At 44.7% G+C, this 13,797-nt stretch carries 19 protein-coding genes; 6 read left to right on the top strand and 13 right to left on the bottom strand.

Going from position 1 to position 13,797, the window contains the following annotated elements:
• Positions 1-166 precede the first annotated feature (166 nt).
• Together GWK48_RS03630 and GWK48_RS03635 are read right to left on the bottom strand one after the other, a co-directional pair.
• Positions 167-808 carry a helical membrane plugin domain-containing protein gene (locus GWK48_RS03630; protein ID WP_246263892.1) on the bottom strand — a complete coding sequence of 214 codons (642 nt, stop codon included), beginning with the start codon at positions 806-808 and terminating at the stop codon, positions 167-169.
• Positions 809-813: 5 nt separating this feature from the next.
• On the bottom strand, positions 814-2,043 hold the full coding sequence (locus GWK48_RS03635) for an NAD(P)/FAD-dependent oxidoreductase (RefSeq protein WP_174629684.1): 1,230 nt from the start codon (positions 2,041-2,043) through the stop codon (positions 814-816).
• 147 nt (positions 2,044-2,190) lie between these two features.
• Between GWK48_RS03635 and GWK48_RS03640 the strand changes: the two genes are divergently transcribed.
• Positions 2,191-2,772, top strand: a complete 582-nt coding sequence (locus GWK48_RS03640) for an alpha/beta fold hydrolase (RefSeq protein WP_174629686.1) — start codon at positions 2,191-2,193, stop codon at positions 2,770-2,772.
• A gap of 277 nt (positions 2,773-3,049) precedes the next feature.
• Complete coding sequence (locus tag GWK48_RS03645) at positions 3,050-3,691, top strand: DUF2250 domain-containing protein (protein ID WP_174632508.1); 642 nt, start codon at positions 3,050-3,052, stop codon at positions 3,689-3,691.
• Here the strand turns inward: GWK48_RS03645 and meaB are convergent, their stop codons facing one another.
• On the bottom strand, positions 3,692-4,636 hold the full coding sequence (gene meaB, locus GWK48_RS03650) for a methylmalonyl Co-A mutase-associated GTPase MeaB (protein WP_174629688.1): 945 nt from the start codon (positions 4,634-4,636) through the stop codon (positions 3,692-3,694).
• Positions 4,626-5,045: a cobalamin B12-binding domain-containing protein gene (locus GWK48_RS03655; RefSeq protein WP_174629690.1), complete on the bottom strand. Its 420-nt coding sequence runs from the start codon at positions 5,043-5,045 to the stop codon at positions 4,626-4,628. The genes meaB and GWK48_RS03655 overlap by 11 nt, the downstream gene beginning before the upstream one ends.
• 199 nt (positions 5,046-5,244) lie before the next feature.
• On the opposite strand from GWK48_RS03655, the gene GWK48_RS03660 reads away from it, so the two are divergent.
• Positions 5,245-5,556: a hypothetical protein gene (locus GWK48_RS03660; RefSeq protein ID WP_246263893.1), complete on the top strand. Its 312-nt coding sequence runs from the start codon at positions 5,245-5,247 to the stop codon at positions 5,554-5,556.
• Positions 5,557-5,631: 75 nt separating this feature from the next.
• On the opposite strand, the gene GWK48_RS03665 is transcribed toward GWK48_RS03660, so the two are convergent.
• Positions 5,632-6,033, bottom strand: coding sequence for a winged helix-turn-helix domain-containing protein (locus GWK48_RS03665; RefSeq protein ID WP_174629692.1), 402 nt, complete (start codon positions 6,031-6,033; stop codon positions 5,632-5,634).
• A gap of 136 nt (positions 6,034-6,169) precedes the next feature.
• Between GWK48_RS03665 and psmB the strand changes: the two genes are divergently transcribed.
• A complete protein-coding gene (gene psmB / locus GWK48_RS03670) occupies positions 6,170-6,817 on the top strand; it encodes an archaeal proteasome endopeptidase complex subunit beta (protein ID WP_174629694.1) in 648 nt (215 codons plus the stop codon).
• A gap of 176 nt (positions 6,818-6,993) precedes the next feature.
• Positions 6,994-7,446: a YbhB/YbcL family Raf kinase inhibitor-like protein gene (locus tag GWK48_RS03675; protein WP_174629696.1), complete on the top strand. Its 453-nt coding sequence runs from the start codon at positions 6,994-6,996 to the stop codon at positions 7,444-7,446.
• Positions 7,447-7,507: 61 nt separating this feature from the next.
• Here GWK48_RS03675 and GWK48_RS03680 read toward each other — a convergent pair whose 3' ends face one another.
• The 5 genes from GWK48_RS03680 to GWK48_RS03700 are packed head-to-tail and all read right to left on the bottom strand — an operon-like array spanning position 7,508 to position 11,155.
• The gene (locus tag GWK48_RS03680; RefSeq protein ID WP_174629698.1) at positions 7,508-8,518 is read right to left on the bottom strand and encodes a phosphate uptake regulator PhoU; all 1,011 of its coding nucleotides are present in this window, start codon (positions 8,516-8,518) and stop codon (positions 7,508-7,510) included.
• 30 nt (positions 8,519-8,548) lie between these two features.
• A complete protein-coding gene (gene cdvB3 / locus GWK48_RS03685) occupies positions 8,549-9,040 on the bottom strand; it encodes a cell division protein CdvB3 (protein ID WP_174629700.1) in 492 nt (163 codons plus the stop codon).
• 34 nt (positions 9,041-9,074) lie between these two features.
• Positions 9,075-9,404 carry a winged helix-turn-helix domain-containing protein gene (locus GWK48_RS03690; RefSeq protein ID WP_174629702.1) on the bottom strand — a complete coding sequence of 110 codons (330 nt, stop codon included), beginning with the start codon at positions 9,402-9,404 and terminating at the stop codon, positions 9,075-9,077.
• A 28-nt stretch (positions 9,405-9,432) separates the two neighbouring features.
• Positions 9,433-10,782, bottom strand: a complete 1,350-nt coding sequence (locus GWK48_RS03695) for a dihydrolipoyl dehydrogenase family protein (protein WP_174629704.1) — start codon at positions 10,780-10,782, stop codon at positions 9,433-9,435.
• Positions 10,772-11,155 (bottom strand): hypothetical protein, encoded by a 384-nt coding sequence (locus GWK48_RS03700; protein ID WP_174629706.1) that lies wholly within the window; start codon positions 11,153-11,155, stop codon positions 10,772-10,774. Before GWK48_RS03700 ends, GWK48_RS03695 begins: the two co-directional genes overlap by 11 nt.
• A 104-nt stretch (positions 11,156-11,259) precedes the next feature.
• On the opposite strand from GWK48_RS03700, the gene GWK48_RS03705 reads away from it, so the two are divergent.
• Positions 11,260-11,889, top strand: a complete 630-nt coding sequence (locus tag GWK48_RS03705) for a tRNA(Phe) 7-((3-amino-3-carboxypropyl)-4-demethylwyosine(37)-N(4))-methyltransferase (RefSeq protein ID WP_174629709.1) — start codon at positions 11,260-11,262, stop codon at positions 11,887-11,889.
• On the opposite strand, the gene GWK48_RS03710 is transcribed toward GWK48_RS03705, so the two are convergent.
• Genes GWK48_RS03710 through metG form a run of 3 tightly spaced genes read right to left on the bottom strand, consistent with a single transcriptional unit; the run spans position 11,815 to position 13,749 of the window.
• Complete coding sequence (locus GWK48_RS03710; RefSeq protein WP_174629712.1) at positions 11,815-12,447, bottom strand: 7-carboxy-7-deazaguanine synthase QueE; 633 nt, start codon at positions 12,445-12,447, stop codon at positions 11,815-11,817. The genes GWK48_RS03705 and GWK48_RS03710 overlap by 75 nt on opposite strands.
• Positions 12,428-13,417, bottom strand: coding sequence for an NOG1 family protein (locus tag GWK48_RS03715; RefSeq protein WP_174629723.1), 990 nt, complete (start codon positions 13,415-13,417; stop codon positions 12,428-12,430). The genes GWK48_RS03710 and GWK48_RS03715 overlap by 20 nt, the downstream gene beginning before the upstream one ends.
• Positions 13,411-13,749 carry a methionine--tRNA ligase subunit beta gene (metG, locus tag GWK48_RS03720; protein ID WP_174629727.1) on the bottom strand — a complete coding sequence of 113 codons (339 nt, stop codon included), beginning with the start codon at positions 13,747-13,749 and terminating at the stop codon, positions 13,411-13,413. The genes GWK48_RS03715 and metG overlap by 7 nt, the downstream gene beginning before the upstream one ends.
• Positions 13,750-13,797 lie beyond the last annotated feature (48 nt).

The following is a 13,797-nucleotide window of genomic DNA, read 5'->3' on the forward strand; positions in this document are numbered from 1 at the left end:
TTGGAAGAAAAACTAGTTTAATTACTAGAATCCCTTCTCGATGAGGGGAAAATCTCATGAGTAACTTGTCTCTTCAGTTCTAATCCCTGTTACCACAAATGGATACGTTGCTAAAGGTTTTTGGGTTACGCTGCAAATGATATGTTCAGGAACAGCATAAAGGTAGTTAGCTTTTTTCGCTCTTGTAGTGCTTCCCAATGTGCCTCAAAATCGATATAACAAGGCCAAGCCCCTTCTGTACCTCAGGATCCCTCATGGCAGACAGGAGGCCACTTAGACCCACAGGTTTGACGGTCTCAGACTTTATGGCTTCACCTATCTCATTAACTAAGACAGTGTAATACTTTAAATTCTCTAGATTTAATGAGCTTAAGTCCTTTGTGATATTATTCCAGTTGGCCATGAGGTTCAATGTGAAGTCGTTAACCAAAGCTGACATTATTTTGCCTAATGTCTCCTCGTCCTTTAAAAGTCCCTTTATGGGATCCAGTATCCCCGAACTTTGCAAGTCTTTCACAATCTCTAGGACTCCCTTCAGTGAGGAGATTGTCTCTGGGTCTAATAGGCTCATTAAACCCTTAATGCTCTCCTTCAGGTTATCCCATTGGGCTATCACGGAGAGAGTATCGTCGTTTATAACTGAGCCCAATAACTTACTGATCATCTCCTCGTCCTGAAGAGCCCCATTAAGAACGTCTATTATGCCCATCTTATCCAAAGTGTTTAACAAGTTAAGTACCTTGTTAACAGTGATTAAGTTGTCAGAAGCTAGCAATCTGTCGATGAACTGGCCTTCCATGCTCTCCATTGAGTTCACCAACTACCTAGGAATTTTTCCAGCACCATGTCTCCCTTTGTCCACATGAAGTACTTCGTGAAGAGTTCCTTCTTAAGGTGGTTGACAGCAGCTGGCTGAGCTACAGAGACTTGACCTCCATACCATGTATCGTCTTTCACGGACACTGCATACCCTTCCAGCGGGTTATCAGCCACACAGACAATAGTGGGATAGTAAGATTCTACCTTGGTGTTTACCCCCAACCTAGTAGCTAGATGCTGGGCAGCCACTCTTCCGGTTTGAACAGCTAAGTAGCCTAGCTTAGGCACCGTAAGGGAATTGGAGTCGCCCACTGCGTAAATGTTATCATATTTTATAGACTGCATGTTTAAATCTGTAGGAATGAAGCCGCCATCATCTACAAGGTCCTTGGTTGAAGCCTTCAAAGCCGGGTTTCCAGTGTAAGGTGGTAGTAGAATGCTTAGGTCAGACTCCAGTTTATTTCCCTTTTCGTCCACGATCTCCTTCTCCCTTAGCTCCTTTAACCTGAAATTATGAACTAGCTCTATCCCCAACCCCTTGTAAATCTCAGCCACAGCCTTCCTGGAGGCTGAAGAGAGGTCTGACAAGTACTCTCCTGGGGAGTATACCGTAATTTTGACCTTGTCCCACATCCCTTTCCTAGTAAAGTAGCCGTGTAGCATTAGTGACATCTCAAAGACCGGTCCCTCACATGCTGAGTCAGCCTGAGGAACGAAGTTCTCAGGAACCTTGGGCTTAGGGTTCTTTCCCTGGTAGAAGGGACCTGAGCCTATGGTAATGTGCCCTCCCTTAAAGTCCTTCAACCTGTCCCTCAGTTTTACAGCGAACTCTGGCTCGCATACGCTGTAGCCGAACTGATCCCACCCCTTAATCAACTCGGTTCCTAGGTGAGCTCCTATGCCAACCATGAGGTAGTCGTACTCTTCCTCACCTAAACTACCGTCTGGTTTTTTGTAGTACACTGTCCTTGATTGCGCGTCTATCTTCTCAACCTTCCCCTGGGCAAAGTTTATCCCCTTCTCGGGGAGAGCTGTAGACAGGTCTATTTTTAGCTCCTCCACATCCCTGACCCCGATAGCTACGTGAGGCAGGGCTGGTCTAAAGTAGGTAAGCCTGTCCTGGTTCATTAACTTAACTTCAGCCTTGCTTCCAAGTAACCTCTTTGCAGTATACGCTGCAGTTAAACCTCCGAACCTTCCTCCTAATACAAGTACCTTATTCATAGTCGATCCAACTAAGTGTATCCCATGAAAGTTAAAAAACTTTATTTCAAAAAAATTTAACTAATTGTCGCATTAATAAAATGAATATAACTTTAATTTGTAAAAAAGTTCAAAAACTTTAAAGCTTCCAAAATATCACATTTGGACATGGCAATCGAGTCCTTCGTGAATGTCCGTGGGCATAAAATAAGGACTTTGACCAACGGATTGGGCTCAGAAGTTATGTTACTTCATGGAGCGAGGTTTACAGCTGATACCTGGGAACAGGTGGGGACGCTTAGGAGACTGGAGGAAGAGGGAATAGGAGCCACGGCTGTGGACTTCCCTGGATACGGAAAATCAGAAAAGGGAACTTGGAACGACCTTGGCGATTTCCTTGAGGACCTAATAAGTGTCCTTGGCGTGAGGGATCCAGTGCTGTTAGGACCCTCCATGGCTGGCAGGGTCGCTCTGAGATATTCCCTGAAAAGGGAAGTAAAGGCCTTAATACTCATTGGAGCTGTAGGAATTCCAGAGGTAGAGAAGGAGCTGTCAAAGCTAAACGGAAAGAAGATACTATTAATATGGGGGAAGGAAGACTCGGTTTCTCCTGTGGAAAACGCCGTTAAGTTTACTAAGCTAGTCAAGTCTGCTGAACTAAAGATAATTGGTAACCAACATGCCTGTTACTTGGACGACCCTGAGGGCTTCAACAGGGAAGTTATATCGTTCTTAAAGACTTTAAGGTGATTGGACAATAACTGCACGTCCTGAAAACTGGAGTACACAAAAGGCGAACCAGATTGAGAGAAACTGGGTTAAACTACTCTGAGGTAAGGTTGCGCTATCTAAATTCAGTTGTGCCTGGACAGGAACCTAGAGCTACTCTGCTTGACCGAAAACTTGAACGTCGCATCCTTGCACATATAACTAGTGGAGTTGAACACTTGTGGGAATCTAGGGTCGAAAACCTTGAAATTTTCAGAAAAGATCTACCGGTTTTTACCTAAGAGGAAATTTATGGGTGATAGCTGTGGAACCTGAGTTGGAGAGATACCTTAAGGTTCTAGTGGAGGATAAACGTTATCTAATGGTACTTCAGCATCTAAAAAAAGCCAACGTTGACTATGGGAAATCCATAATGTTGAACACGAAGATCCCGATCCAAGAGGTTGTGGAAGTGCTCGATAAGCTAGAGAAACTGGGGCTGATAGAGAGGGTTAAGGGAGCAACCTTGAAAAACACTGAGGCGAAGTTTAAGTTAAGCTCCGAAGTTCACAAACACCATACATACTATACTTTATCTAGAGATGGCGATCATCTCCTAAGATACGTCACGGAGAAGGATATAATTGAGGCTTACATAGATTACCTCAGGACGGATGATTTGGCGAGGGATCTAGTCAGACTTGCTGACGAACTCAACGCAGACCATGCCCTAACCTACGCTAAACTGACCAAACGTACCTTGGAAGAGGTAGGTGAAAAGCTCGAAGTTCTAGTAAGGATGGGGCTTTTGGAAGAAAAGAATGCAAAGATAATAAAATTTGGAGAGAGAAAATCCAAGCCCAAAAAGGAGACCAGAACGCACCACAAGTACTACGGACCAACGAGGATTGGAGAGCTTGTAGTGAGGGAGATGAAGAGAAAGGGGATAGTTCCCAAATAACTAGATCTTTCCCTTTAGTGACTGACTGAGTTGGTATATAAGTTCCTTCACCTTACCTTCAGATAGCTTTTGGGTAATGTTATTGGATTCAGCCTCTATCACCTTAGAAATTGTCTCGTTCACTTTCCTCCTCAGAAGGAGCTCAACCATCTTCATCCTCCTCCTCTCAACTCTTTTCATAAATAGACCGTTCTCCTTCAGGAATTCAGCGTGACTCTCGAATGAGGAGACTAGCTCTTGAATACCAGTTTTCTTCAGTGCGCTAACCTTTAGGATCTGAGGCCTCCACGAGTCTCTAAACATAATTTCAGAACTATCTATTACGAACTTAACCGCGTCGTACACGGCATCAGCTTCAGGTTTGTCGGCTTTGTTAATAACGTAAATGTCGCCTATTTCCATTATTCCCGCTTTGAGAGCCTGGATTTCGTCTCCCGTACCCGGAATCACGAGCACGGCAACAGTATGAGTGCTCTCCATTACGTCAGTGTCAGTTTGACCTGCACCCACGGTCTCCACTATTATCCTGTCAAAGCCCAACCCGTCCATAGCCTCGATCAGCATCACAGCCTCTGAGGAAAAACCTCCCAGATGCCCTCTAGAGGCTATGCTCCTTATGAACACGTTACTCAAGAGGCTCTTGTCCTGCATCCTTATTCTGTTTCCCATAAACGAGCCCATGGATATGGGGCTGGAAGGGTCTATCATTATAACCCCTACCCTGTGCCCCGAGGACGCATAGGATTCTATAAGGGCCGAAATCAGAGTGCTCTTACCTGCTCCTGGTATGCCCGTTATTCCTATTGTATGGGCTTTCCCCGAGAGCTGGGTTAGCACCCCTAAGTATTCCATCCCCTCATTAGTAGTGTACTCAATGTTAGTTAAGACCTTGGAGATGGAAATCTCATCCCCTTTTAGAGCTCTCTCTAGAAGCTCACTGCTCAACCTTTAAACCTCTCTTAGTCGTGGCAACTGAAGTAACCTTATTCACCACGTCTTTCAGGCTAGAACCGGGAAGGAAAACTTCGTCTACGCCCATCTGTTTCAGCTTTGGCACGTCCTCCGGTGGTATCACACCGCCTACTACTAACCCTACGTCTTTCAGCCCTGCCCTATTCATGGCTTCAACTATCCTAGGGACAAGCTCAAGGTGAGCCCCACTGAGGATACTTATCCCTATAACATCAGCATCCTCCTGTATTGCCGTCCTTACTATTTGGTCGGGGGTCTGACGCAAGCCCGTGTATACTACCTCCATCCCGGCATCCTTTAACGCTCTTGCGATTACCTTAGCTCCCCTATCGTGACCGTCTAATCCAAGCTTAGCTACTATTACCTTAATCCTCTTGTCCATGTCAGTCCATAGTGTATTCAGGTTTAAATAGTTTAAACTTTCCCCAGAGATTGAAACGTAGAGGGAAGAGGAGATTTGTTGATAAAACTTTCATTGCGAACTCTTATTTGAACTGACCTCCTCTCCGCCCTAAGGACGAGATTCGCCGTACTTTCATCAAACTTTCGGAATTTGGGTAAACACTTATTATTCTACTCTTATGATCAAGATATCGATAGAATCAATGTTTGAAATTTGGTATATCTCCATAGGACTTTCAATTTTTGCAGGACTATTATCGGCCATAATACTGGCCGAGTTCGCTAGACTAAGGTCAACGTTCGGTGGAAGAATCTTACTGATTTTCACTGCACTGGCAATTCTCATGGTTGCACAGAACGTTACCTATTCATTCTCTTTCATGATGTGGAGCAATGATAGAAACCCAATTTATGTTTACCCTTCATTGACCATGGCTATCATTGATGCTATTATAATCTCAATTTTGTTCTATTATACGATAAAGTACTAGATCAATTATTCGAAACGAGGAGATTGCCCAGTTTCATTTCCTTGCATCAAGGGAAAGGAGATCGCTCTGTTGAACTTAAACTCTAATTTCGTTGTATTTCTTTACAACATCAACTATGAAAATCCCCGTGGGTATAGCAATGACCACCGACGCGAACAATGAAACTACATAAGGATTGATTAGGTTGATTATCCAGAGGAGGGCAAGAGACGCTATCAAGAAGGACACCAAGAAGGCTGATCTTGGTACTAACACGTTGAACACTTTGATATAGTCAGCTAGAATGACTTTGGTCACTACATAACCTTCAGTCGTCTCCTTGACTAGGCCGTTTTCCTCCAATTTCTTGAGATGGTATAGAACAAGTGATGGAGAGCTCAGGTCCAACTCCCTCTGTATTCTTCTAAGAGGAACTGGACCATTTTGCTTCATCAGGTAATAGTAAATCTTACGCCTAGTTCCAGTTAAGCTCTCCATTGAGTTCTTTTTGTAGCTATCTACTTAAACTTTTCTTTGTTATCCTAACATACAAGCTCCTCTGTGTTCTCTTTATGGTTAGAACTACCAGAACAAAGTTTCAAATATTCCTTCCTCCATTAATAGATGGATTACAATGGAAGGTTTTCCAAAATTCGAGAGTAGACCCTCAAAAGACAACATCAAGATACTTAAAGGAACCACAACTGTTGGTCTTGTAACAGAGGACGCTGTGGTTCTGGCAGCTGATAGGAGGGCTAGCGCTGGGTTCTTCGTAGCCAACAAAATGGTTAGAAAGATCCTATACATAGATGACAGGATAGGAATCACAACGGCGGGGAGTGTAGCTGACCTCCAGTTCATCTATAATTACATGAAAAACGTTTATCACTACAACTTAATCTCCGGTACCAGACCAGTAACGGTGAAATCTTTGGCTACGTATCTCACAAATATTTTGTCCCAATCAAAGTATTTCCCATACTTGGTTCAGATCTTAATGGGAGGATACGACACCAAGCCAAACCTGTTTAACTTGGACTATCTTGGAGACATGACTGAAGAAAAGTATGTAGCGACTGGGTCTGGATCTCCAGTAGCTATGGGCGTACTGGAAGACGGTTACAAACCAACTTTGAGCGGAGATGAGGCAATGGATCTAGCTGCTAGGGCGGTACTCTCCGCAATCAAGAGGGACTCGTTCACAGGTACCGGAGTAATAGTTACTAAAATAACCAAAGATGGGCACGTGGAGAAGGAGATCTACCCCAATAAGCTAGAGTGAACCAGTTTTCTTTACAAGGTATTTCAAATGTAGTTCAGTTCCTTGTATTCAACATACGGCGCTGATCACGATAAGATCTGCCATCATATATACGAGGACGTTGCGCACGAAAGAGAGGGCCCTTCTATATTATTTCTCCTGGAAAGATTTTATAGGAAAGGATCCTAAAGTTTTCTATGCTGGTAACATCTGCATTCAAGGATCAGGAAGTTATTCCCGCTCAATACACGTGCGAGGGAAAGGACGTTTCCCCTCCATTGAAGTGGGAGAGAGTACCTAGCGCCATAACCTACGCCATAATAGTTGAGGATCCAGATGCCCCCGGTGGAACTTTCATCCATTGGGTAATGTATAACATAAAAATGAACGAGATACCTGAAGGAGTAGAAAAGAAGGATAAGACTTCCTATGGATACCAGGGAGTAAATGACTTCAACAGGGTTGGTTATAATGGACCTTGCCCTCCAAAGGGACACGGTTTTCATAGGTACTACTTCAATGTATATGCCCTAAACACTGAATTATCAATAAAATCTGGGAAGAAGGTGACTGCTGATGACTTGAGAGATATGATGGAAGGTCACGTAATAGCTGTTGGAAGACTGATGGGGAAGTACAAGAGAGACTAGGATGGTTTTTTCAATTTTATATCTTAATTGAAAGACTTTTTCAAGTAATCAGTGTTTGTTCCTATTTGTCCTCAACCTTAGTTTTAGCTAGGAGGTTTATGGTAGTCTCAGCTAAGTCAAGGGAATATCTGCTTATCCTTCTAAAGGAGTCAGTGACTAGAAGAAGGGACGGCTTCAGGTCGCTGTTTAACTTAAATATGATACTCATGGTCTGTCTGTGCCTCTCAGCTAGCTCATAGTCATTATCGATTATCTTGTTTGCTACCTCCCTCTTGCCGTTGATGAAAGCCTTAACTGATTCCCTATACACCTCCAAAACAGTGTCACCGAAGTTAAGGAGTTCTTGGGGAGTCCCGTTCCCTATCTCAGGTATCAAACTTGAAATCCTACTTGCGTGGTCAGCTATTCTCTCTATGGACTTTATGGCAGAATAAATGTCCACAATTTGAGTCGCGTTGTACCCTTCCTCCTCCAATACTTCGAACGAGGTTATACTCAAAGTTAGTTGTCTTGCAACGTAGAAGTAGAATCTGTCCACTTCGTCGTCTCTCTCCTGGACTTCTCTGGCTATTTCCACGTCCCCATCCCTTAATGCGTCTATCGTATCCTTCAGCATGTTTTGTGTTATGATGGCAGCCCTATTGATAGCCCTACTGATAGGGAGATCCTTCTCGTTCACCAAGAACTGAACGGTGAGGTTAGCGGCGTCTTCTTCTATAACTTCTGCTCCCAGCAACCTCTTTCTGACGGTGTCCTTAACTAATCCCCTTTCCTCAGCCTTCATCTTGGGGCAAACCAAGGAAACAGTATTGTATCCTGCCATATAGTACGCAATGAACTCCCTTACTGCGAAGGTAGGTCTAAGGTTCTCGCAGGAGACTATAGCCCTATTCTGCTTAGGTTCCTGTTGGATCCCCCTCGGGACAATTAGAAGTCTGAAGTTGTTGTCTTGTATCAACTCTACTTCGTCTCCGGGCTTTAAGGATAGTTCCTTCACCCAAACTTTAGGCAATGAAATGATGTAGGTGGAACCCCCTGTCAACTGTATTTTTCTAGTAATCCTAGTCTGCATGATATATATAGAGCTATATATTATTTAAGCTTAAGTACTGAGTTCCTCAGTAGTCTTACCCTTAGCTATTTTCTCCGCCTGAGCGATTACGCCTTTAGCCTCTTCTTTTGCCTTGATCCTCACATCTTTGGGAACCTCCACGGAGTTGTAGAAACCAGTGTAAAGCTCATCTATGATAATGGAGAACTCAGTACCTAACGTTGGAGTTAACCTAGAGAACTCCTTTAGTCCCTCGACTACACTCAATAGGTCTCTGGGTATATAGTCTATATAGGAAACTGTCTCCAACTTAATTTCTAGCATCTCCAAAAGAACGTCCAACGTATTGAGAAAGGAAACTATTTTATCAAGTTGATCCGACTCCTTTACGTACTGTTCAGCTAAGGTAGAGAACCTTGTGGCGTTAGCTAACGAGAGTCTTCTATACTGTTCCGATCTCTGGTTTAGCCTGTTCTGCCAAACTCTAAGTTTAGCCCTAGCGGTCTTAGTCTGCATCAGCACTCTCCTAATGTCCTTCTTCATGGGATTAGTATTGGGGCATAGAACTTAAGAGTGTTTAGGGTTCTTTCTTCATCGATTTGGTAAACTTGACATCAGAGGTTACCTCTCGGAAAAGATCCTTATGAGTGAGGAAAAACTTGCTGGGTCTGAAAAGAGCACCGTAACCGTCCCCATCCCTCACGACTATCTGGTTGTCCATCAGAACTTCAAGATGATGAATAACTGTTTTATAGTCAAGGGAGAGTATATTGCTTAGCTGGTTGGCATTCATTGGTGAATCCATCAGGGCGCTCATAAGCCTCAGCCTTGTGTAGCCTCCTCGGCTAGATAGGAAAAGGACTGTAAACAGTTTCTTTACTTGTTTTCTCTCCCTTTGATTTTCCATTGTCTTGCTGATAACATTGGAAAAATAGTTAATATAGTTCACCGTAAGTTAAACGTTGAATAGCCTCGCTAACTATCTCCGACACTGTAGGGTGGGAGAAGGTCACAGGGTAGAGTTGCCTTAGGGAGGCACCTAACTCCATCGCTAAGGCTACAGTATTTATCACCTCTGTCGCGCCCTCACCTATCATATGGGCACCTTCTATCTTGTCCCCAGATATGACAAGTTTTAGGAACCCTTCTGTTTCATTGAGAGTCCAGGCCCTGGGTATATCCTTCATTTCCACCGTTATCTCCTTACCCTCCACACCCATCTTCTTTAAATCGTCTAAGGTCCTCCCAACTATCCCTATCTCCACATCAGCAAAGATTGAGGTGGGGATATACCTCGGCATTTTAGTATCCTTGCCTCCCAAGTTGTCTCCAACTACCGTCCCCTGTCTCCACGCCTTTGTGGCTGACAATGGAACTCCTGCAACGTCACCTGCAGCGAAGACCTTCCCGTTGCTGGTTCTCCCCCTCTCGTCAACTTTGATGTAACCTCTTTGGTCCACCTCCACCTTCATCTCGTTTAGGTTGAGGTTTTCAGTACTTGCCTTCCTACCTATGGTCACAACAGCTAGATCCCCATGAATTTCCTCTGATGAGTTGGGAAGATTTACGGAGAACTTGACCTCACCCTCGGCGCTCACTATCTTGGACTTGGCGTTAAGGTAGACCCTTATTCCTTTCTCCTCTAACCTTCTCTTCGTAGCTGAGGCTATATCCTTATCAAATCCTGGAAGAAGCTGAGGCATTAGCTCCAGTACTGTGACCTCTCTACCTAAGGATCTGAAAAGGGTAGCCAACTCTACGCCTGCAACCCCTCCTCCTACAATGATTATCCTTTTCCCAATTTCCTTCATGTTCATGGCTGTCCACGGGTCAAGGACGTTCTTACCGTTCAGCGGAAAGTCGGGAAGAGAAAGCGGTACTGATCCAGTGGAAATCACAAGGCTGTCTGCAGTAATAATATCCTCCCCAACCCTAACCTCACCTTGTCCTACGATCTTTGCTCCTCCCTTAACTACCTTGACGCCCCTTCTATGTAGGTTCCTCTCCATCTTTTCCTTGATGGCTGAAATTATCCTCATTTTATTCTCGTTTAACTTCGTGTAATCGAGGGAAGCAGAGGAGGCAATCCAAGAGGATGAATAGACCTTCCTGACCATCTTTACGGCGTCTATTAAGGTCTTAGATGGGATGCACGCCCTATTTATGCACTCCCCTCCTATTTGGTCCTTTTCGACTAGGGCAACTGACTTTCCTAGCTCAGATGCCCTCAAGGCTGCAGAAACTCCTGCAACTCCTCCGCCTACTACTATTACATCAAAGTCCATGGGGTTTACTCTTGCGAGAGAGTATAAAGTTTTTCAGCCTCTTGAGGGCACGTTGAGCGTCCTCGTCTTTTACCATTTGAAGGCAATTTAAGGCTACATATTCCAGCTCGGTGTAAACTCCGTGTTTCTCAAAAATGTCCCTCAAGCTTAAGTCTAGATTTAGATAGTCCCTCACGAACTCCTGGTTACATTCACCTGCAATTTTAAGGAAGGCTAAGTTTACTAACCTTCTCCTCCCGTTCTTGTTGAGGACTATTCTTACCTCCAGGGGAACCTCACGGAGATCCGCAACGCTCTCCGGATCTATCTGATCAATTTCAATTTGAAACTCCTCGCTTAGCAGGTAAAGATCCAGGGCTTCAGAGGCCTTCATCTTCATATGGTGTTGTGACTTACCTTAAAAATTTCTAGATTGGCCTTGCCAAGTTATGGGTTGTTTTTTATAGCTCAACCCTAATCTTATGGAAGGAGACGTTCTTGGGAGGCGTTTGGAGAGATTATAAGGAAGAAGCGTACAGAAGGCTCCTCAGAGATAGAGACATTGGATATCTGGACCCTGATATATCCGACCTCTTAATGGCTTTTTTCAGGAGGGATAAATCCTACACCTACAGTAGCTGTAGTGGGAGAATAACAGTCATAGATTCCTTTTATCCCTGGAGCAGGAGAGATTCATCTGTTGTCTACAAGAACCACCTGGGGATTTCAAAGGGTGAGCTAGAAAGGATAATTGAGAAAGGGAAGGTAAGGAGGCTCTGGCTAGTAGTCCAGGGACCCATTCTCCACGTCTACACTCAAGATTATGAGGAAGCGTGGACAGTGTTGGAGATAGCCAGGAGTGTAGGGTTCAAGCACAGTGGCATCTTGACCGAAAACAACAAAGGCATACTAGTAGAACTGAGAACAGGGATCAAAGTAGCCCACGCGATTGACTACACGAGTCACGAGGGGTTGGAGTACTTAGAAAACCTCGCTAATGAAGTCCTGTCCAAGGCTAAGGAGAAGAAAAACCAGTTGAGGGACGCTATACTCCTATCTGTAGGAGATGATTCTGTGAAGTTGGGGGAGAACCCTGAAGGGGAGACCCATGTCCATGACAGCGTCTGATAATTCCTTTAAAGCCTGAATGTAGTCAGGTCTGTTACCGTCAGGTTGGAGTATGACCTTCTCTGGGTTTATCATCTGACTCTCAACGAAGTCCTTGACCTCCCTCAACTCACGGGCGGGGTTGACTACAACGAACTTGTAATACGTAGCCCAGTCGTCTGAGAAGTCGTACCTGAGCTTATGTCCTGAGTTGGATAACTTTGGAGACACGGAGAAAACGTCCACTACCTTCCTTAACTCCCCCTTTGGCTTAACAGTCCCATTCGTCTCAACCACTATCTTGTATCCCATCTCCTTTAGAGCCAAGGATAGGGGAAGTATGTCCTGCAGTAGAGGTTCCCCTCCCGTCACCGTTGTCCATCTTACAGCTGGATTAAGGGACTTCAGGATCTCCTCCATCCTCATTGGCTTTCCCTCCTCCCTTATCCAAGAGTTCTTGGTATCGCACCAGACGCAGCGTAAGTTGCACCCAGCTAACCTCACGAAATTGGATGGACTACCTATTACTAAACCCTCACCTTGAATTGAAGTAAATATTTCAACAATCCAGTACTGCACTAGGATCTTGAATAACTGTTCGGAGCAGTTTAAAAATCTCCCTCTTCAGCTCGGTAATTCCTTGCCCGATGGTACAACTAATCTCCAACGCGTTCACGCTATTTAGGATCTTCTCTTTCAATGCTTTATCTGGATTATCTACCTTATTGAGAGCGACGATTATAGGCTTATCGAGGGAGCTCACCGACCTGTATATGTTTAGTTGCTCCTCAGCCGTATAGTTAGCAGATTCGGACACGTCAAACAGGAAAACAACCACTCCCCTCAAATTCCTCAAGGCGTTTATAGCCTTCCTCTCTATGACGTTCCTCTCAACGTCCGGTCTATCTAAAATCCCAGGCGTATCTATAACCTGAACCTTCGCTCCGCAATTCATGTGACCCACGTGGATCTCCTTAGTGGTGAAGGGGTAGTTCGCGACCTCGGGCTTGGCGCTTGAGATTAGGGAGACCAGAGTCGATTTTCCAACATTTGGAGGTCCTGCGACAATGACTGTGGGGAGATCTGGGTCTATGGCTTTCCCCTTAGAAACCTCAACAACCACGGAGGATATCCAATCCACGCATTGCTTAGCTTCCCTTAATATTGAGGCCGCCCTTCCAAACCCCGCTCTCATCAAAGAGTTTGCCCTATGCTCAGGACTGACCCTTATCAGCCTCTGGTACTTCTCCAACATCGACCTGGCTACGCTGGAGCTTCTACTTATTTTGCTCAGGCAAATCCTGACCTTGTCAAGAGAACCGGAGGCTATCTCAAGGGAGGTCTGGTAAAACGGGTGAAGTTGGTCTATCCTGGGGAAACGCTTCACAAATTCGTTGTAGAGCGAGACCCTATCCTGGAAGTATTTGAGTCTCCTTATCTCCCTCTCCTTCACAGTCTTCCCATTTATTGACCCCAACTTGTTCGCAACACTATCAATCAAAACCTCCACCGGTGGAAGTGGAGATAGCCTCTCAAAGGGATTCAACATACTTTGGTCCCCTGGGGGGCGTCCCCATCAGGGACAAGCAGAACAGGCTTAACTCCCCTTTGCTCGTCCTCCTTGCAACCCGCAGCTAAAATCATCCCTTGACTTTCAAAACCCCTTATTATCCTAGGCTTAAGGTTGGTGAGTACAATAACGTTCTTGTTTAGAATTTGGTCCGGGGTGTAGTACTCCGCTATCCCAGACACGATCTGTCTGGTCTCTGAGCCTAAGTCCACCTTCAACTTGAGAAGTCTAGTTCCCTCTATCCTTTCAGCTTCAATGACCTTACCTACCTTAATCTCTAGCTTTTGAAAGTCCTCTATGGTTATTTCCATGACTTACCTTCATTATCCTTCACGTTTAATAGCTGTGTTTACTTGTCC

It is taken from the genome of Metallosphaera tengchongensis (assembly GCF_013343295.1).
Taxonomy (GTDB): Archaea; Thermoproteota; Thermoprotei_A; order Sulfolobales; family Sulfolobaceae; genus Metallosphaera; species Metallosphaera tengchongensis.

Coding starts and splice junctions, on each gene's coding strand:
- GWK48_RS03630 (WP_246263892.1), bottom strand. CDS start 808: ATGGAGAGCATGGAAGGCCAGTTCATCGACAGATTGCTAGCTTCTGAC.
- GWK48_RS03635 (WP_174629684.1), bottom strand. CDS start 2,043: ATGAATAAGGTACTTGTATTAGGAGGAAGGTTCGGAGGTTTAACTGCA.
- GWK48_RS03640 (WP_174629686.1), top strand. CDS start 2,191: ATGGCAATCGAGTCCTTCGTGAATGTCCGTGGGCATAAAATAAGGACT.
- GWK48_RS03655 (WP_174629690.1), bottom strand. CDS start 5,045: ATGGACAAGAGGATTAAGGTAATAGTAGCTAAGCTTGGATTAGACGGT.
- GWK48_RS03660 (WP_246263893.1), top strand. CDS start 5,245: ATGATCAAGATATCGATAGAATCAATGTTTGAAATTTGGTATATCTCC.
- GWK48_RS03665 (WP_174629692.1), bottom strand. CDS start 6,033: ATGGAGAGCTTAACTGGAACTAGGCGTAAGATTTACTATTACCTGATG.
- psmB (WP_174629694.1), top strand. CDS start 6,170: ATGGAAGGTTTTCCAAAATTCGAGAGTAGACCCTCAAAAGACAACATC.
- GWK48_RS03675 (WP_174629696.1), top strand. CDS start 6,994: ATGCTGGTAACATCTGCATTCAAGGATCAGGAAGTTATTCCCGCTCAA.
- GWK48_RS03680 (WP_174629698.1), bottom strand. CDS start 8,518: ATGCAGACTAGGATTACTAGAAAAATACAGTTGACAGGGGGTTCCACC.
- cdvB3 (WP_174629700.1), bottom strand. CDS start 9,040: ATGAAGAAGGACATTAGGAGAGTGCTGATGCAGACTAAGACCGCTAGG.
- GWK48_RS03690 (WP_174629702.1), bottom strand. CDS start 9,404: ATGGAAAATCAAAGGGAGAGAAAACAAGTAAAGAAACTGTTTACAGTC.
- GWK48_RS03695 (WP_174629704.1), bottom strand. CDS start 10,782: ATGGACTTTGATGTAATAGTAGTAGGCGGAGGAGTTGCAGGAGTTTCT.
- GWK48_RS03700 (WP_174629706.1), bottom strand. CDS start 11,155: ATGAAGGCCTCTGAAGCCCTGGATCTTTACCTGCTAAGCGAGGAGTTT.
- GWK48_RS03715 (WP_174629723.1), bottom strand. CDS start 13,417: ATGTTGAATCCCTTTGAGAGGCTATCTCCACTTCCACCGGTGGAGGTT.
- metG (WP_174629727.1), bottom strand. CDS start 13,749: ATGGAAATAACCATAGAGGACTTTCAAAAGCTAGAGATTAAGGTAGGT.